Source organism: Streptomyces sp. W1SF4 (assembly GCF_003950035.1).
In the GTDB taxonomy this organism is placed as follows: Bacteria; Actinomycetota; Actinomycetes; order Streptomycetales; family Streptomycetaceae; genus Streptomyces; species Streptomyces racemochromogenes.
In genome coordinates, this window is the sequence record NZ_CP034350.1 from 1924666 (window position 1) to 1942719 (window position 18054).

General features: G+C 71.3%; 14 protein-coding genes. 3 read left to right on the plus strand and 11 right to left on the minus strand.

Translation table 11 applies throughout. The annotated features are described in order from the left end of the window. The 3 genes from zwf (at nucleotide 1) to pgl (ending at nucleotide 3492) form a co-directional block, all read left to right on the plus strand. Complete coding sequence (gene zwf / locus D1J60_RS09050) at nucleotides 1–1530, plus strand: glucose-6-phosphate dehydrogenase (RefSeq protein WP_042803143.1); 1530 nt, start codon at nucleotides 1–3, stop codon at nucleotides 1528–1530. Then, nucleotides 1527–2597 (plus strand): glucose-6-phosphate dehydrogenase assembly protein OpcA, encoded by a 1071-nt coding sequence (opcA, locus tag D1J60_RS09055; protein ID WP_125820755.1) that lies wholly within the window; start codon nucleotides 1527–1529, stop codon nucleotides 2595–2597. Before zwf ends, opcA begins: the two co-directional genes overlap by 4 nt. A gap of 112 nt (nucleotides 2598–2709) precedes the next feature. After that, nucleotides 2710–3492 carry a 6-phosphogluconolactonase gene (gene pgl / locus D1J60_RS09060; protein WP_125594317.1) on the plus strand — a complete coding sequence of 261 codons (783 nt, stop codon included), beginning with the start codon at nucleotides 2710–2712 and terminating at the stop codon, nucleotides 3490–3492. Between the two features lie 79 nt (nucleotides 3493–3571). Here the strand turns inward: pgl and pgi are convergent, their stop codons facing one another. The 11 genes from pgi to uvrC form a co-directional block, all read right to left on the minus strand. Then, nucleotides 3572–5227, minus strand: a complete 1656-nt coding sequence (pgi, locus tag D1J60_RS09065; protein WP_125823935.1) for a glucose-6-phosphate isomerase — start codon at nucleotides 5225–5227, stop codon at nucleotides 3572–3574. Nucleotides 5228–5398: 171 nt separating this feature from the next. Beyond that, on the minus strand, nucleotides 5399–5734 hold the full coding sequence (locus D1J60_RS09070; protein WP_007263454.1) for an RNA polymerase-binding protein RbpA: 336 nt from the start codon (nucleotides 5732–5734) through the stop codon (nucleotides 5399–5401). Between the two features lie 178 nt (nucleotides 5735–5912). Next, on the minus strand, nucleotides 5913–6146 hold the full coding sequence (gene secG / locus D1J60_RS09075) for a preprotein translocase subunit SecG (RefSeq protein ID WP_125594341.1): 234 nt from the start codon (nucleotides 6144–6146) through the stop codon (nucleotides 5913–5915). Between the two features lie 113 nt (nucleotides 6147–6259). Next, nucleotides 6260–7045 carry a triose-phosphate isomerase gene (gene tpiA, locus D1J60_RS09080; protein ID WP_125594316.1) on the minus strand — a complete coding sequence of 262 codons (786 nt, stop codon included), beginning with the start codon at nucleotides 7043–7045 and terminating at the stop codon, nucleotides 6260–6262. Nucleotides 7046–7051: 6 nt separating this feature from the next. Continuing rightward, complete coding sequence (locus D1J60_RS09085) at nucleotides 7052–8263, minus strand: phosphoglycerate kinase (protein ID WP_125820756.1); 1212 nt, start codon at nucleotides 8261–8263, stop codon at nucleotides 7052–7054. A 157-nt stretch (nucleotides 8264–8420) separates the two neighbouring features. Then, the gene (gene gap, locus D1J60_RS09090; RefSeq protein WP_125820757.1) at nucleotides 8421–9425 is read right to left on the minus strand and encodes a type I glyceraldehyde-3-phosphate dehydrogenase; all 1005 of its coding nucleotides are present in this window, start codon (nucleotides 9423–9425) and stop codon (nucleotides 8421–8423) included. A gap of 232 nt (nucleotides 9426–9657) precedes the next feature. Then, a complete protein-coding gene (locus D1J60_RS09095; protein ID WP_125820758.1) occupies nucleotides 9658–12630 on the minus strand; it encodes a M14 family metallopeptidase in 2973 nt (990 codons plus the stop codon). A 161-nt stretch (nucleotides 12631–12791) separates the two neighbouring features. Then, nucleotides 12792–13787, minus strand: coding sequence for a DNA-binding protein WhiA (whiA, locus tag D1J60_RS09100; protein WP_030237199.1), 996 nt, complete (start codon nucleotides 13785–13787; stop codon nucleotides 12792–12794). Then, entirely contained in the window at nucleotides 13778–14842 is a 1065-nt protein-coding gene (gene yvcK, locus D1J60_RS09105; RefSeq protein ID WP_125594312.1) for a uridine diphosphate-N-acetylglucosamine-binding protein YvcK, read from the minus strand. The genes whiA and yvcK overlap by 10 nt, the downstream gene beginning before the upstream one ends. Next, nucleotides 14839–15810 (minus strand): RNase adapter RapZ, encoded by a 972-nt coding sequence (gene rapZ / locus D1J60_RS09110; protein WP_125820759.1) that lies wholly within the window; start codon nucleotides 15808–15810, stop codon nucleotides 14839–14841. The genes yvcK and rapZ overlap by 4 nt, the downstream gene beginning before the upstream one ends. Then, on the minus strand, nucleotides 15807–17810 hold the full coding sequence (uvrC, locus tag D1J60_RS09115) for an excinuclease ABC subunit UvrC (protein WP_125594310.1): 2004 nt from the start codon (nucleotides 17808–17810) through the stop codon (nucleotides 15807–15809). The genes rapZ and uvrC overlap by 4 nt, the downstream gene beginning before the upstream one ends. Nucleotides 17811–18054: the final 244 nt, after the last annotated feature.

Sequence of the window (18054 nt, forward strand, 5' to 3'; positions counted from 1 at the left end):
ATTTTGTCGGTAAACGGAGCGAACCCGCTTCGTGACGCACAGGACCGGCGGCTCCCGCGCATCGCGGGGCCGTCCGGCCTGGTCATTTTCGGCGTTACGGGTGACCTGTCGCGCAAGAAGCTCATGCCCGCCGTCTACGACCTCGCCAACCGCGGCCTGCTGCCCCCGGGCTTCTCGCTGATCGGTTTCGCCCGCCGCGAGTGGCAGGACGAGGACTTCGCCCAGGAGGTGTACGAGGCCGTCAAGCAGCACTCGCGCACCCCCTTCCGCGAGGAGGTCTGGCAGCAGCTGGTGCAGGGCTGCCGGTTCGTCCAGGGCGAGTTCGACGACGACGCGGCCTTCGAGACGCTCAAGTCGACCATAGAAGAACTCGACAAGGCCCAGGGCACCGGCGGCAACTTCGCCTTCTACCTGTCGGTCCCGCCGAAGTTCTTCCCCAAGGTGGTCCAGCAGCTCAAGAACCACGGGCTGGCCCAGAAGGAGGGCTCCTGGCGGCGCGCCGTCATCGAGAAGCCCTTCGGCCACGACCTGAAGAGCGCGGAAGAGCTCAACCAGGTCGTCCACGAGGTCTTCCCGCGTGACGAGGTCTTCCGGATCGACCACTACCTCGGCAAGGAGACCGTCCAGAACATCCTGGCGCTCCGCTTCGCCAACACGATGTTCGAGCCGATCTGGAACCGGTCGTACGTCGACCACGTCCAGATCACCATGGCCGAGGACATCGGCATCGGCGGCCGGGCCGGCTACTACGACGGCATCGGCGCGGCCCGCGACGTCATCCAGAACCACCTGCTCCAGCTGCTGGCGCTCACCGCGATGGAGGAGCCCGGCTCCTTCCACCCCAAGGCCCTGGTGGCGGAGAAGCTGAAGGTGCTCAGCGCCGTCGAGATCCCCGAGGACCTCGGCAAGCACACCGTGCGCGGCCAGTACTCGGCGGCCTGGCAGGGCGGCGAGAAGGTCGTCGGGTACCTCGAAGAGGACGGCATCGACCCCAAGTCGAAGACCGACACCTACGCGGCCATCCGGCTGGAGATCAACAACCGCCGCTGGGCGGGCGTCCCGTTCTACCTGCGCACGGGCAAGCGCCTGGGCCGCCGGGTGACCGAGATCGCGGTGGTCTTCAAGCGGGCCCCGTACCTGCCCTTCGAGTCGGGCGCGACCGAGGAGCTGGGGCAGAACGCCCTGGTCATCCGGGTCCAGCCGGACGAGGGCGTGACGGTCCGCTTCGGCTCGAAGGTACCGGGCACCTCCATGGAGGTCCGGGACGTCACGATGGACTTCGCCTACGGCGAGTCCTTCACGGAGTCCAGCCCCGAGGCCTACGAGCGGCTCATCCTCGACGTCCTCCTCGGCGACGCGAACCTCTTCCCGCGTCACCAGGAAGTCGAGCTGTCCTGGAACATCCTCGACCCGATCGAGGAGTACTGGGACAAGCACGGCAAGCCCGCGCAGTACCCGGCGGGCACGTGGGGGCCGGTCGAGGCGGACGAGATGCTCGCACGAGACGGACGGAGCTGGCGCCGGCCATGAAGATCGACCTCACGGAGACCACCTCCAGCAAGATCAACGCCGCGTTGGTGCAGGCACGCCGGGACATCGGCACGCCGGCCATCGGCATGGTCCTCACGCTGGTGATCGTGACCGACGAAGAGAACGCGTACGACGCGCTCAAGTCGGCGAACGACGCGTCCCACGAACACCCCTCGCGGATCGTCGTCGTGGTCAAGCGCGTCAGTCGCTCCCCGCGCAGCCGCCGCGACCCCCGCCTCGACGCGGAGCTGCGCGTCGGAGCGGACTCGGGCACCGGGGAGACGGTCGTACTGCGCCTGCACGGTGAACTGGTCAACCACGCCCAGTCGGTCGTGCTCCCGCTGCTCCTGCCGGACGCCCCCGTGGTCGTCTGGTGGCCGCAGGGCGCTCCGGCCGACCTGGCGGGCGACCCGCTGGGCGCGCTGGGACAGCGCCGGATCACGGACACGTACTGCTCGGAGGACCCCATCGGGGCCCTCGGCCTGCGGGCAGAGGCGTACGCGCCGGGCGACACCGACCTGTCGTGGACCCGGATCACCCCGTGGCGCTCCATGCTGGCCGCCGCGCTCGACCAGCAGACGGTCTCGGTGGTCTCCGCGACCGTCGAGGGCGAGGACGAGAACCCGAGCTGCGAGCTGCTGGCCATGTGGCTGGCGGACCGCCTCGGCGTCCCCGTCAAGCGGACCCTGTCGGACGGGCCCGGACTGACGGCCGTACGCCTGGAGACCAAGGACGGCGCGATCGTCCTGGACCGCGCGGACGGCGCGCTGGCGACGCTGTGCATGCCGGGGCAGCCGGACCGCGCGGTGGCGCTCAAGCGCCGCGACACGGCGGAGCTGCTGGCGGAGGAGCTGCGCCGGCTGGACCCGGACAACACGTACGAGGCGTCCCTGAAGTTCGGCGTCACCCGTCTGGCCGCGGCGTCCACCGCTCCGGCCGAGCCGGCTGCCGCCGAGGCGGACGCCCCGGCCGACGCCCCGGCTCCGGCGGACTCCGCCACCGGGGCCGACGCCCCGGCCCCGGCGAAGCCCGCGGCCAAGCCGTCCAAGCGGGCGGCGGCCAAGTAACACCCCGGCCGCCCCCGACCCCGCGCCCCCACGGGCGGGGTCGGGGGCGGCCCGGGTTCCGCTCCGTACCGCGACCACCCCAGAACTACCAAGAAGGCGGCAGCACATGGGTATGACGACTCCCCAGGTCGTCGTCCACCGGGACAAGGAGCTGATGGCCCAGGCCGCGGCGGCCCGGCTCATCACGAAGATCGTGGACGCGCAGGCCGCCCGCGGCAGCGCCTCGGTCGTCCTGACCGGCGGCCGCAACGGCAACGGCCTGCTCGCGGCCCTCGCCGCCGCCCCCGCGCGGGACGCGGTCGACTGGTCCCGGATCGACCTCTGGTGGGGCGACGAGCGCTACGTCCCCGCCGACGACCCCGAGCGCAACCACGTCCAGGCCCGCGAGGCGCTGCTGGACGCCGTCCCCGTGGATCCGGCCCGCGTGCACGCGATGCCCGCCTCCGACGGCCCGTACGGCGACGACGTGGACGCCGCCGCGGCCGCGTACGCCGCCGAGCTGGCGAAGGCCGCCGGGCCCGAGGACCACGGCCCGGTCCCCACGTTCGACGTGCTGATGCTGGGCGTGGGCCCGGACACCCACGTGGCGTCCCTGTTCCCCGAGCACCCGGCCGCCCGGGAGACCGAGCGCACGGTCGTCGGCGTCCACGGCGCCCCGAAGCCGCCGCCGACGCGCGTCTCGCTCACCCTTCCGGCGATCCGCGCGGCCCGCGAGGTCTGGCTGCTGGCGGCCGGCGAGGACAAGGCGGGAGCGGTCGCCATCGCCCTCGGCGGCGCCGGCGGGGTGCAGGCCCCGGCCGCGGAGGCGTACGGCCGCAGCCGCACCCTGTGGCTGCTGGACCGCGCGGCGGCGGCCAAGCTGCCCGCCGGTCTGTACCCCCCGGCCTCCGCCTGACCCGGACGGACGGCGAGCGCGAAGGGCCCCGCACCGGATCCTGTCCGGTGCGGGGCCCTTTCCCGTGCGTCAGGCCGGGTCAGCCACGGCCGCGCAGCTCCCGGTACGCGGCCACCAGCGCCCGCGTCGACGGGTCGAGGCCCTCCACGTGCGAGCCCCCGGTCAGCGCCGGCTCCACGCGCTTGGCGAGGACCTTGCCGAGTTCGACGCCCCACTGGTCGAAGGAGTCGATGTTCCACACCGCGCCCTGGACGAACACCTTGTGCTCGTAGAGGGCGATGAGCTGGCCCAGCACCGACGGGGTCAGTTCACCCGCGAGGATCGTCGTCGTCGGGTGGTTGCCCCGGAAGGTCTTGTGCGGGACGAGCTCCTCGGCGACGCCCTCCGCGCGGACCTCCTCGGCGGTCTTGCCGAAGGCCAGGGCCTGCGTCTGGGCGAAGAAGTTCGCCATCAGCAGGTCGTGCTGGGCCGCCAGCGCCGGCGGGAGCTCCGCCACCGGGCGGGCGAAGCCGATGAAGTCCGCCGGGATCATCTTGGTGCCCTGGTGGATCAGCTGGTAGTAGGCGTGCTGTCCGTTGGTGCCGGGCGTGCCCCACACCACCGGGCCGGTCTGCCAGTCCACCGGATTGCCGTCCCGGTCCACGGACTTGCCGTTCGACTCCATGTCGAGCTGCTGCAAGTAGGCGGGGAAACGGGAGAGGTAGTGGCTGTACGGGAGCACCGCGTGCGACTGCGCGTCGAAGAAGGCCCCGTACCAGATGCCCAACAGGCCCAGCAGGAAGGGGGCGTTGGCCTCCACCGGCGCGGTGCGGAAGTGCTCGTCCATGGCGTGGAAGCCGCCGAGCAGCTCGCGGAAGTTGTCCGGGCCGATGGCGATCATCAGGGAGAGGCCGATGGCGGAGTCGAAGGAGTAACGTCCGCCGACCCAGTCCCAGAAGCCGAACATGTTGGCCGGGTCGATGCCGAACCCGGTGACCTTCTCGGCGTTGGTGGACAGGGCCACGAAGTGCCGTGCCACGGCTGCCTGGTCGCCGCCCAGCCCCGCGAGCAGCCATTCCCGCGCCGAGGTGGCGTTGGTGATGGTCTCGATGGTGGTGAAGGTCTTCGAGGCGATGATGAACAGGGTCTCCGCGGGGTCGAGCTCGCGCACGGCCTCGTGGAGGTCGGCGCCGTCCACGTTGGAGACGAACTTCAGGGTCAGGTCGCGGTCGGAGAAGGCGCGCAGCGCCTCGTACGCCATGGCGGGGCCGAGGTCGGAGCCGCCGATGCCGATGTTGACCACGTTCTTGATGCGCTTGCCGGTGAAGCCGGTCCACTCCCCCGACCTGACCTGGCCGGAGAAGGCCGCCATCTTGTCGAGGACCTCGTGCACGCCGGGGACGACGTTCTCGCCGTCGACCTCGACGACGGCTTCCCGGGGGGCGCGCAGCGCGGTGTGCAGGACCGCGCGGTCCTCCGTCACGTTGATCTTCTCGCCGCGGAACATGGCGTCGCGCAGCTCGGCCACGCCGGTGGCGGCGGCCAGTTCGCGCAGCAGCCCGAGCGTCTCGTCGGTCACGAGGTGCTTCGAGTAGTCGATGTACAGGTCCCCGACCCGCAGCGTGTAGCCGGTGGCCCGGTCCGGGTCCGACTCGAACAGCTCCCGCAGATGCGTCTGCCCCAGCTCTTCCCGGTGCTTGCCGAGTGCGTGCCACTCGGGCGTCCGGTTGAGCCTCGTACGGCTGTCTGCGTTCATCTCGGACATCAACCCACTTCTTCCGTCCTGTTGTGCCCCGCCAGCGTCCAACCTAAGGGATCGGAAGGGGGACAACGCACACAAAGGGGCCCGGCCCACGGGATTCGTTCTCCCGCGGGCCGGGCCCCGAGTCGCTCTCGAGCGCGGCGCGTCGTGCTGGGACGGGCGGGCTCAGATCTCGCCGCGGAGCTTGGCGAGGGCCTCGGCGAGGATGGCCTCGCCGTCGGCGTCGGTGCGGCGCTCGCGGACGTACGCGAGGTGCGTCTTGTACGGCTCCGTGCGCGGCGGCGCGGGCGGGTTGTCCCGGTCCTGGCCGGCCGGGAACCCGCAGCGCGGGCAGTCCCAGGTGTCCGGCACCTGCGCGTCGCTGGCGAAGCTGGGCTGCGTCTCGTGCCCGTTCGAGCACCAGAAGGAGATGCGCAGGCGCGGCGCGGATTCACCGCGCTCGGCCTCGCCCATCGGCCCGGCTCCGACCCGACTTCCACGAATCGCGTTGCCACTTGCCACGGTCGTAACTCCCTGCGTGATGGTGCCGCGGAGCGTGCGGGATGTCCGCTGCGGGCGCCCCAGTCTACGTAAGGCCCAACGCGCGTCCAGCAACCGGAGTTACTCGCTCCAGGCGCGGACGCAGGCCCTCATGATAGGCCGGGCGCAGCCGGCGGGACGGCCCGAATGGCCAGAACCGTCAGGAGCCGTTGGACTTCATGAGCAGGCCGAGCGCGACGATGCAGGCGAACCACAGCAGGCCGACGACGACCGTGATGCGGTCGAGGTTGCGCTCGGCCACGGAGGAGCCTCCGACCGAGGACTGCATGCCGCCGCCGAACATGTCGGAAAGGCCGCCACCCTTGCCCTTGTGCATCAGCACGAGCAGCATCAGCAGAGCGCTGAAGACGATCAGGGCGACCGAGAACCCCATAACCACGGCTGATTCCTACTTTCTGGGCTTGCTGGAGGAAGCGGGGGCCGGCTGCCGCGCGTACGCGGCCCCCGGCCCCCGCAAGGGTACGACGGATCGGCCCTACCGCATACTCACTGGTCGCGGAAGCGGACGATCTTGACGAACTCGTCCACGTCCAGCGCCGCGCCGCCGATCAGGGCGCCGTCCACGTCGGGCTGGGCCATGATCGCGGCGATGTTGCCGGACTTGACCGAGCCGCCGTACTGGATGCGGACCTTGTCGGCCAGCTCCTGGGAGTACAGCTCCGCGAGGCGGCCGCGGATCGCACCGCAGACCTCCTGCGCGTCCTCGGGGGTGGCGACCTCGCCGGTGCCGATCGCCCAGACCGGCTCGTACGCGATCACGATGGACTCGACCTGCTCGGCCGGGACGCCCTGGAGGCCGCCGTCGACCTGCGCCAGGGTGTGCGCGACCTGGTTGCCGGCCTTGCGGACGTCCAGGCCCTCGCCGACGCACAGGATCGGGGTGATCCCGTTGCGGTAGGCGGCCTTGACCTTGGCGTTGCAGACCTCGTCGGTCTCGCCGTGGTACTGGCGGCGCTCGCTGTGGCCGACGGCGACGAAGGTGCAGCTCAGCTTCGACAGCATCGGGCCGGAGATCTCGCCGGTGTAGGCGCCGGAGTCGTGCGCCGAGATGTCCTGGGCGCCGTACTTGATCTTCAGCTTGTCGCCGTCGACCAGGGTCTGCACCGAGCGCAGGTCGGTGAAGGGCGGGAGCACCGCGACCTCGACGGCGTCGTAGTCCTTGTCGGCGAGGGCGAAGGCGAGCTTCTGGACGTGGGCGATGGCCTCGAGGTGGTTGAGGTTCATCTTCCAGTTGCCCGCCATCAGCGGGGTGCGGCCGTTGACAGTGGTCATGGGGGTTCAGCCCTCCAGGGCGGCGAGGCCGGGGAGCGTCTTGCCCTCGAGGTATTCGAGGCTGGCGCCACCACCGGTGGAAATGTGACCGAAGGCGTTCTCGTCGAAGCCGAGGATGCGGACCGCGGCGGCGCTGTCGCCACCGCCGACCACGGTGAAGGCCCGGCTGTCGACGAGGGCCTGCGCGACGGCGGTGGTACCGCCCGCGTAGTCGGGGTGTTCGAAGACGCCGACCGGGCCGTTCCAGAAGACGGTCTCGGCGTCGGCGATCTTCGAAGCGTACAGCTCACGGGTCTTGGGGCCGATGTCCAGGCCCTCCTTGTCCGCGGGGATCTTGTCCGCGTCGACCGTCTCGAAGACGGCCGGGGTCTTGCCCTTGAGGTCCGGGAAGTCGGCGGAGACCAGGACGTCGACGGGCAGGACCAGCTCGACGCCGGTCTTCTCGGCGCGCTCCATGTACTCCGTGACCTTGGGCAGCTGGTCTTCCTGGAGCAGGGAGATGCCGACCTCGTGGCCCTTGGCCTTGAGGAAGGTGTAGGCCATGCCGCCGCCGATGAGGATGCGGTCGGCCTTGCCGAGGAGTTCGTCGATGACGGCGAGCTTGTCGGAGACCTTGGCGCCGCCGAGGACGACCACGTAGGGGCGCTTGACGTCGGCGGTCAGCTTCTTCAGGACGCCGACCTCGGTGGCGATGAGGTAGCCGGCCGCGTGCGGGAGGCGCGCGGGCAGGTCGAAGACCGAGGCGTGCTTGCGGTGGACGGCGCCGAAGCCGTCGCCGACGTAGACGTCGGCCAGCTCGGCGAGCTGGTCCGCGAAGGCGCCGCGCTCGGCGTCGTCCTTCGAGGTCTCGCCGGCGTTGAAGCGCAGGTTCTCGAGGACCGCGACCCGGCCGTCGGCGAGGGCCGCGACGGTCTCCTTGGCGGAGGCGCCGACGGTGTCGGTGGCGAAGGCCACCTCCGTGCCGAGCAGCTCGCCGAGCCGCTTGGCGGCCGGGGCCAGCGAGAACGCCGGGTCCGGGGCGCCCTTGGGGCGGCCCAGGTGCGAGGCGACGACCACGCGGGCGCCGGCCTCGGCGAGCTTCTCGATGGTCGGCTGGACGGCGCGGATGCGGCCGTCGTCGGTGATCTCGCCGTTCGCCAGCGGAACATTGAGGTCCGCGCGGACGAATACCCGCTTGCCGGCCACGCCCTCGGCGAGCAGTTCGTCGATCGTCTTCATGTGTTTCCTACTCCTTGGGAGACCTTCGCCCGGTGGGCGAGGAGGGGAGGGCCAGGCAAGCAACAGGGCCCGAACGGCGCCTCATCGCGCCGAGCGGACCCTGTGCTCACATCGTGTTGCCTATTGCCTTGCCCTACGCTTTTGGGATCTGACGGCCTTAGAGCTGACCGCCGACGAAGACGGTGAGGTCGACGAGTCGGTTGGAGTAGCCCCACTCGTTGTCGTACCAGCCGACGACCTTGACCTGCTTGCCCTGGACCATGGTCAGGGAGGAGTCGAAGGTGCAGGAGGCCGGCCAGTTCACGATGTCGGAGGAGACGATCGCGTCCTCGGTGTAGTCGAGGATGCCCTTGAGCTGGCCCTCCGCGGCCTTCTGGAAGGCGGCGTTGATCTCGTCCTTGGTGACCTCGCGGTCGAGCTCCAGTACGAGGTCGGTGACCGAGCCGGTCGGGACCGGGACGCGCATGGCGATGCCGTCGAGCTTGCCCTTGAGCTGCGGCAGGACCAGCGCGGTGGCCTTGGCGGCACCGGTGGAGGTCGGGATGATGTTCTCGGCGGCGGCGCGGGCGCGGCGCAGGTCCGAGTGCGGGAAGTCCAGGATGCGCTGGTCGTTGGTGTAGGCGTGGACCGTCGTCATCATGCCCTTGACGATGCCGAAGTTCTCGTCGAGGACCTTGGCCATCGGCGCCACGCAGTTGGTGGTGCAGGAGGCGTTGGAGATGACGTGGTGCTTGGCCGCGTCGTACTTGTCCTGGTTGACGCCCATCACGATGGTGATGTCCTCCTCCTTGGCCGGGGCCGAGATGAGGACCTTCTTCGCGCCGGCCGCGAGGTGCTTGGCGGCGTCGGCCTTCTTCGTGAAGATGCCGGTGGACTCGATGACGATGTCGGCACCCAGCTCGCCCCAGGGGAGGTTCGCGGGGTCGCGCTCGGCGAAGGTCTTGAAGGTGTTGCCGCCGACGGTGATGGTGTCGTCGGTGTGGGAGACCTCGGCCTTGAGGCGGCCCAGAATGGTGTCGTACTTGAGCAGGTGCACCAGGGTGGCGTTGTCCGTCAGGTCGTTGACACCGACGATCTCGATGTCCGCTCCCTGCTCGAGAAGAGCCCGGAAGTAGTTACGGCCAATTCGGCCAAAACCATTGATGCCTACGCGGATCGTCACGAACCGATCTCCTCGTTGGTGCGCCGGCCTGTCCCGCCGGCGAGCTGTATGGGATGTCCCCGACCGCTTACGACCCTACCTCTCTGTGAGCTTTTGAGTGACATCGGTCGGAGCCTGACACTCCCCGCTCTGTGCGGGGTACATGCCCGGGGCCCTGTACCAATGGCCTCGGCACGGGACCCCCGGGACTTCGGTCCCCGTCACCGAGAGTGAACGGGGACCGGGTCGTGGATCAGCGGTCCAGGGACCTGAGCGCGCTGCCGAGCACCGCGGCGCGGTCGGCCGGGGCCGTGAGGTGCTCCAGCCCGAAGCCGAGGAGGACCGTGTCACGCGTAGTGACCGCCGCGTAGGACTTGAACAGCTCCCCGGTCCTGGACCAATCTCCCGGAACGTCGGGACTTCCGGCGGGCGCCGGCTGCGCGGTCCACGCGCCGAGGGAGGTCTCGAAGCCCTCGGCGGGCTGGTCGGCACCGCCGACGGACAGCCGCGCCTCGTCGGCGAAGACGCCCCGGCCGCCCGAGGCGGGGTCGGTGATGTAGGCGAGGGAGACCTCCACCGTCTTGCCCGCGTAGGCGCTCAGGTCGAAGCCGACCTGCTTCCAGCCGCCGGAGGAGCCGGTGAAGCTGTTCCACGCTCCGCTACTGCCGGAGGCGGTGCAGCCGCCGCCGGCGAGGGTGAGGTAGCGGCGCAGGAAGGGGTGGCCGTTGACGAAGAAGCCGGCCTCGCACTCCGCCGGGACTGTGGCGGAGCTCAGCCCTCCCGAGTCCGGGAGTGTGGTCCAGTCGTCCCCGCCGGCCGTACGGGCCTCCAGGACGGCGTGGTCGTAGCCCTCCTCGGTGTTCCAGTTGAGGGCCGTCTTCAGCTTCGGCTGGTCGGCGGCGGTCACCTTGGTGAGGTCGATGGTGCGCGTGAGGCGCTTCCAGTCGCCGTCGTCATGGGTCGCCGACGCCATCCCGGTGCCCGCGTAGGGGGCGTACGGGTTGGTCACCCCGGCGTACTGGCCCGCCTGGGCGCTCTTGAACTGCGGGAACCGGGCCGCCGGGAGCGTGTCGGAGGTGACGGTGTAGGCACCGGGGGCGTTCAGCGGGTTGCCGGCCGCGTCGCCGAGGGAGCCCTTGGCGCCGGCCAGGGTGCCCGCGCCGGTGAAGCCGGTCGGGCCCTTGACCGGGGCACGGCCGTACGCGCCGAGGTAGTACTGGCTGAAGTCGTCGGTGAGGGCGCGGCCGACCTGGGCCCGGCCGCCGGCCAGCTCACCGGCCTCGACGAGCTTGCCGCCCTCGTTGAGGAAGTCGCGGACCGCCAGCTGGGTGGGTCCGCCGGGGGCGCCGGCGCCCGTGTAGTGGACGGCCGTGCGGAAGTGGGAGAGCACGCCGAGGTGGTGCGGGACGCCCTGCGCGGCCACGTCCCACACGGCGGCCGACTTCCCGTTGGCCCGCAGCGCGTCCACGTATTCCCGGGCGTGCTGGGCCGTGGCGCCCTCCTCGGCGATCACCAGGACGTCCGCGCGCGGCCGCTCGGCCACGGTGTACGTGAAGTGCTCGCTGGAGACCTTCTCGCCGGAGCGGTCGCGTCCGGTGAACCAGACCTCGACCTTGTCCCCGGGCTTGGCGCCGTCCACCGTGCCCCGGTACTCGTCGAACCAGTTGTTGTCGTCCCCGCCGTAGACGTCCCCGCCCTTCCAGGCCCTGAGCCCGTCGTCGTGCGCACGGCCGCCGTTGACACGGAAGTTGAGGCGCTTGTCCTTCAGCGCCTTGCGGGCCGTGACGGCGACCGTCTGGTCCTCGCCCCGGGCCGCGTAGGAGGTGGTGAAGGGGTCGGGGGTGAAGTCGGCGGCGCTCAGGCCGACGGAGGAGGAGGGCCGGTCCGGGTGTGCGGCGCTCTCGCCGACGCTCAGCGCGAAGGGGACGTTCTTGGCGAACTCCTGCTGGATCAGCTTCTCGTCGTCGGGGAAGTTGAAGCCGGAGGCGCAGTCCTCGGGCTTCCAGGCGTCGTTCGGGTCGATCGCGGAGGCCGTCTGGCAGGTGGTCATCTCCGGCGTGAACATCATGACGCCGTTGACGTTGGCCGCGTGGCCGTCCGCCTCGCCGTTGGTCGTGTACAGCTCCGAGGAGATCTGGGGGTAGTAGCCGGGCACGGCGGGGTTCTCGGGGGTGCCGGCGAGGGCCTTGTAGGCGATGTCGTCGGGGGTGGGGGTGGCGACCTGCCAGCCGACGCCGTACAGGATCAGCTCGGACGCCGAGTGGTAGTTGATCGCGTACTCGAAGCCGATGCGCTTCTCGAAGCCGTCGAGGGCCGTGGTCTCGGGCTCGGACTGCGCCCTGGGGCCGCGGAAGGTCTCGCTGGAGGGGTTCGGGGAGGAACCCTCGTTGTCGTAGCCCCACTTGTGGGCGAAGTTGCGGTTGAGGTCGACGCCGTCCACCGCGGTGATCTTGCCGTCCCCGTCGTTGTCGCGGAGGTTCTTGCGCCACAGGCGGGTGCTGTCGGAGGTGAACGTGTAGTCGTAGCCGTCGGGGTTGGCGGAGAGCAGGAACCACAGCTCGGTGGAGTCCACCAGCTTGGTGATCCGCTGGTCCTTGCCGTAGTTGTCGAGGGTGTGGTGCATCAGCCGCCGGGTCATCTCGGGGGTGATCCACTCCCGGGCGTGCTGGTTGGACAGGTAGAGCACGGACGGCTTGGCGCCGTCCCTGGTCCGCTTGGCGTCCTTGGTGACCTTGAGGGCGAGGATGTCCTTGCCCTGGAGGCTCTTGCCGATGGAGACGACCTTGGTGAGCGCCGGCTTCTCCCGGGCGGTCCGCAGGATCTCCTCCTGGAGGCCGCCCTTGCCGCTGTACGGGCGGAAGACGCCGTCCCCGGCGGCCTTGGCACGGGCCAGGCCCTGGGCGGGCACCTTGCGCTCGGCGAGCTTGACCCCCTGGGCGGCGAGCTGCCCGGCCTGCTCCCCGGTGAGGAAGAGCTCGACGCGGGCGGTGCCGGTCTCCGGGGCGCGCTCGGAGAGTTCGTGGGCGTCCTGGCCGGCGGCGAGGACGAGCGGGACCTGCTCGCGGGTGATGTCGGCGTCGTAGACCCGTACCTCGTCGGCACCGGAGGCCGCGCCGGACGCGGGCCGGGCCTGGGCCCGGGCGTGGGCCGCGGCGGGTACCGCGGCCAGTGTGCTTGCGAAGACGAGTGCGCTTGCGGCGAGGATCGAACTCGCGCGGTGCCTCATGTGCCCCCCTGGGCGTCGTCTGCCACGAAAGCTTCGGACGCAAGGCTCACGATCCGAAGATGCACATGTCAATGGGACAAACGGGTGCGGAGCGGGAACGGGACGGGCCCGCACGCGGGTGGGCGTGCGGGCCCGTCGGGAGCGTTCCGGAGAACCGCGGGTCAGCCGGCCATGTTGTCGGCCAGTTCCTCGCTGAGGTCCAGGTTCGACTCGGTGCCCGGAATGCCGAGGTCCTGGGCCCGCTTGTCGGCCATCGCCAGCAGGCGGCGGATCCGGCCGGCGACGGCGTCCTTGGTCAGCGGCGGGTCGGCGAGCGCGCCCAGCTCCTCCAGGGAGGCCTGCTTGTGCTCCATGCGCAGCCGGCCGGCCGCGGCGAGGTGCTCGGGGACCTCCTCGCCGAGGATCTCCAGCGCGCGCTGGACCCGGGCGCCGGCGGCCACCGCGGCCCGTGCCGAGCGGCGCAGGTTGGCGTCGTCGAAGTTGGCGAGGCGGTTGGCGGTGGCGCGCACCTCGCGCCGCATCCGCCGCTCCTCCCAGGCCAGCACCGACTCGTGGGCGCCGAGGCGGGTCAGCAGGGCGCCGATCGCGTCGCCGTCGCGGACCACGACCCGGTCCACGCCGCGTACCTCGCGCGCCTTGGCGGCGATGGAGAGCCTGCGGGCGGCGCCCACCAGGGCCAGGGCCGCCTCCGGGCCGGGGCAGGTGACCTCCAGGGAGGAGGAGCGTCCCGGTTCGGTGAGGGAGCCGTGGGCCAGGAAGGCACCGCGCCAGGCCGCCTCCGCGTCGCAGGTGGCGCCGGAGACCACCTGCGGGGGAAGACCCCGGATGGGGCGGCCGCGGCCGTCCACGAGGCCCGTCTGGCGTGCCAGCTGGTCCCCGCCCGCGACGACGCGCACGACGAAGCGGCTGCCCCGGCGCAGCCCGCCCGGGGCCATGACCACCAGGTCGGAGGAGTGGCCGAAGATCTCCAGGATGTCCTTGCGCAGCCGTCGGGCCGCGATCCCGGTGTCCAGCTCCGCCTCGATGACGATGCGGCCGCTCACCAGGTGCAGGCCGCCCGCGAACCGCAGGATCGCCGAGACCTCCGCCTTCCTGCAGCAGGTCCGGGTGACGGGGAGGCGTGAGATCTCATCCTTCACCGCGGGCGTCATCGCCATGGGCCGATCCTTCCATGCATCCGAAAAATACGGTCGTACGCGGCGGCCAGCAGCTCCGGATCGTGCTTCGGAGAACCGTCCTGTCTGGCCACGGGAGCCAGCTCGACCGCGGCACCGAACCGTTTCGCGGCATCGGCGAGGGACTCGCGGTCGGGCACGGCGGCCTCGTCGGCCAGCACCACGTCCAGGGCGAGTTTAGGGGCGTGTCGGGCCAAAACCTCCAAATGACGCTGCGGAGAGAAGCCCTCGGTTTCGCCGGGCTGCGGCGCCAGGTTCAGTGACAGGACCCGCCGGGCCTTGGTCTGTACCAGCGCGTCCAGCAGCTCCGGCACGAGCAGGTGCGGGATCACGGAGGAGAACCAGGACCCCGGGCCCAGCACCACCCAGTCGGCGTCGAGCACGGCGGCGACGGCCTCCGGCACGGCCGGCGGGTCCGTCGGCACGACCTGCACCGAGAGCACCTCGCCGGGTGTGAGGGCCACCGTGGCCTGCCCCCGGACCGTGTCGACCTCGTCCGGGCGGGCCGGGTCGTGCCCCTTGACCAGCGCCTGGAGCTCCAGCGGCACCGCCGACATCGGCAGCACCCGGCCCTGCGCGCCGAGCAGCTTCCCGACCAGGTCGAGGGCCTGGACGGGGTCGCCGAGCTGCTCCCAGAGGGCGACGATCAGCAGGTTGCCGACCGCGTGCCCGTGCAGATCGCCCTCGGACTGGAAGCGGTGCTGGATGACCCGGGCCCAGGTCTGGCCCCAGTCGTCGTCGCCGCACAGCGCGGCCAGCGCCTTGCGCAGGTCGCCCGGCGGCAGCACGCTCAGCTCCTCCCGGAGCCGTCCGCTGGAGCCGCCGTCGTCCGCGACGGTGACCACGGCCGTGAGCTCGCCGGTGATCCGGCGCAGCGCGGCGAGGGAGGCCGACAGGCCCATGCCGCCGCCGAGGGCGACGACCTTGGGCGCGGCCACCTTCGACGCCGCGCGGCGGCCGGCGCGGCCTTCGCCCTCCTCGCCCCGTCCGGGGGTCAGACGGCGCAGGCGGCGCAGCCGCAGGGTGCGTCCGGTCACTCGCGCCCCATGTCCCGGTGGACGACGACGGTCTCGACTCCCTCGGAGGCGAGGCGGGCGGCGAGCTTCTCCGACATGGCCACGCTGCGGTGCTTGCCGCCGGTGCAGCCGACGGCGATGGTCACGTACCGCTTGCCCTCGCGGCGGTAGCCGGCGGCGATGAGCTGGAGCAGCTCGGTGTAGCGGTCGAGGAACTCCTTGGCGCCGGGCTGGCTGAAGACGTAGCCCGACACCTCCTCGTTGAGCCCGGTGAAGGGGCGCAGCTCCGGGACCCAGTGCGGGTTGGGGATGAAGCGGCAGTCGACGACGAGGTCGGCGTCGACGGGCAGCCCGTACTTGAAGCCGAAGGACATGACGGTGGCCCGCAGCTCGGGCTCCTCGTCGCCCGCGAACTGGGCGTCCATCTTGGCGCGCAGCTCGTGCACGTTCAGGCTGGAGGTGTCGATGACCAGGTCGGCGTCACCGCGCAGCTCGCGCAGCAGGTCGCGCTCGGCGGCGATGCCGTCGACGATGCGGCCGTCGCCCTGGAGGGGGTGCGGGCGGCGGACCGACTCGAAGCGGCGGACCAGCGCGTCGTCGGAGGACTCCAGGAAGACGATGCGCCGGGTGACCCCGCGGGCCTCCAGGTCGGAGAGGGACTCGCGCAGGGCGTCGAAGAACTGGCGGCCGCGGACGTCGACGACGACGGCGATCCGCGCGACGTTGCCCTGGGAGCGGGCGCCGAGCTCCACCATGGTGGGGATCAGCGCCGGCGGGAGGTTGTCGACGACGAACCAGCCGAGGTCCTCCAGACACTTGGCCGCCGTACTGCGGCCGGCTCCGGACATCCCGGAGATGATCACCAGCTCGGGGATGGCGGTCTCGGCGTTGTCGCCGGGCTCCACGGTCGTGCCCGTACTCACCTGTGCTCCGTCTCGGTCGTGCTCGTTCGCGTGCTCGGTCGTCTGTGCGGTCTCGTGCTGGGTCATGGCGCGGTCCCCCGTTCGGACGATGTCTCCGCAGGTGCGGAGGCCTCGTCCTCAATGATCTCTCCTGTCGCCGTGTTGACGGCAGGACCGGCGGGAACCGCCCCGGCGAGGGCGGCGGCCACGGTCTCCGCCGTCTTGCGGCCTATGCCCGGGACCTCGCAGATCTGGTCGATTGTCGCCTGTCTCAGCTTCTTCACCGAACCGAAGTGCTTCAGCAGGGCCAGCTTGCGGCTCTCGCCGAGGCCGGGGACCTCGTCCAGCGGGCCCGCCTTCAGGCGCTTTCCGCGCTTGTTGCGCTGGTACTGGATGGCGAAGCGGTGGGCTTCGTCACGTACCCGCTGGAGCAGGTAGAGGCCCTCGCTGGTGCGGGGCAGCACGACGGGGTCGTCCTCGCCGGGCAGCCAGACCTCCTCCAGCCGCTTGGCGAGCCCGCACACGGCCACGTCGTCGATGCCGAGCTCCTCCAGGGCCCGCTTGGCGGCCGCGACCTGGGGCTGCCCGCCGTCGACGACGACGAGCTGCGGCGGGTACGCGAAGCGCTTGGGGCGTCCGTCCTCCTCGGGGACCTCCCCGTCCTCGGCGTCCCACTCGCCCGTCTTCAGCTTCTCCTGGAGGTAGCGGCGGAAGCGGCGGGAGACGACCTCGTGCATGGAGCGGACGTCGTCCTGCCCCTCGAAGCCCTTGACCTGGAACCGGCGGTACTCGCTCTTGCGGGCGAGTCCGTCCTCGAAGACGACCATGGACGCCACGACGTCGTCACCCTGGAGGTGGGAGATGTCGAAGCACTCGATGCGCAGCGGCGCGCCGTCCAGCTCCAGGGCGACGGCGATCTCCTCCAGGGCCCGGGAGCGGGTGGTGAGGTCGCTGGCGCGCTTGGTCTTGTGCAGGACGAGGGACTGCTGGGCGTTGCGGTGGACGGTCTCCATCAGCGCCTTCTTGTCCCCGCGCTGCGGGATGCGCAGGCTGACGCCGGACCCGCGCCGCCCGGCGAGCCACTGGCTCAGGGCGGGCGCGTCCTCGGGCAGCGCCGGTACGAGCACCTCCTTGGGGACGGCCTCGCCCTTCTCCTCCCCGTACAGCTGCTGGAGGGCGTGCTCGACGAGCCCGGCGGTGTCGACGGCCTCGACCTTGTCGGTGACCCAGCCGCGCTGGCCGCGGACCCGGCCGCCGCGGACGTGGAAGATCTGCACGGCCGCCTCCAGCTCGTCCTCGGCGACCGCGATGAGGTCGGCGTCGGTGGCGTCGGCGAGGACGACCGCGTTCTTCTCCATGGCGCGGCGCAGGGCGCCTATGTCGTCGCGCAGCCGGGCGGCCTTCTCGTACTCCATCTCCTCGGCGGCCTCGTGCATCTGCTTCTCCAGCCGGGAGAGGTAGGTGCCGGTGCGGCCCGCCATGAAGTCGCAGAAGTCCTCGGCGAGTTCCCGGTGGTCCTCGGGCGTGACCCGGCCGACGCAGGGCGCGGAGCACTTGCCGATGTAGCCGAGCAGGCAGGGGCGGCCGATCTGGGCGGACCGCTTGAACACCCCGGCGGAACAGGTGCGCACCGGGAAGACGCGCAGCATGAGGTCGACGGTCTCGCGGATCGCCCAGGCGTGCCCGTACGGGCCGAAGTAGCGCACGCCCTTCTTCTTGGGCCCGCGCATGACCTGGACGCGGGGGTACTCCTCGTTCATCGTCACGGCGAGGGAGGGGTAGCTCTTGTCGTCGCGGTACTTGACGTTGAACCGGGGGTCGAACTCCTTGATCCAGGAGTATTCGAGCTGGAGGGCCTCGACCTCGGTGGACACGACGGTCCACTCGACGGAGGCGGCCGTGGTGACCATGGTGGCGGTACGGGGGTGCAGGCCGGCGATGTCCTGGAAGTAGTTCGCCAGGCGCTGGCGCAGGCTCTTGGCCTTCCCGACGTAGATCACTCGGCGGTGTTCGTCGCGGAACTTGTAGACCCCCGGGGAGTCGGGGACCTGCCCGGGCTCGGGACGGTAGCTGGAAGGGTCGGCCATGCCAACCACCCTACTGGCGGAGGCCGACAACCCCCCGCACCCCGGCCCGGTCCACCCGGCCCGGCAGCCGACGCCGGCGCCGGCGTTTGAGGCGCGGGGGTTCGGGGGCGGAGCCCCCGGGGGGCCGGGGCGCAGCCCCGGGGAACGGGCGAAGGGCGGGGAGGGGACCAGCCCCGCAGGGCCGACCCCCCACCCCCGCCCCCCCGGCGAAGGGCGCCGGCCGGGCCCCGCGGAGCGGAGCACC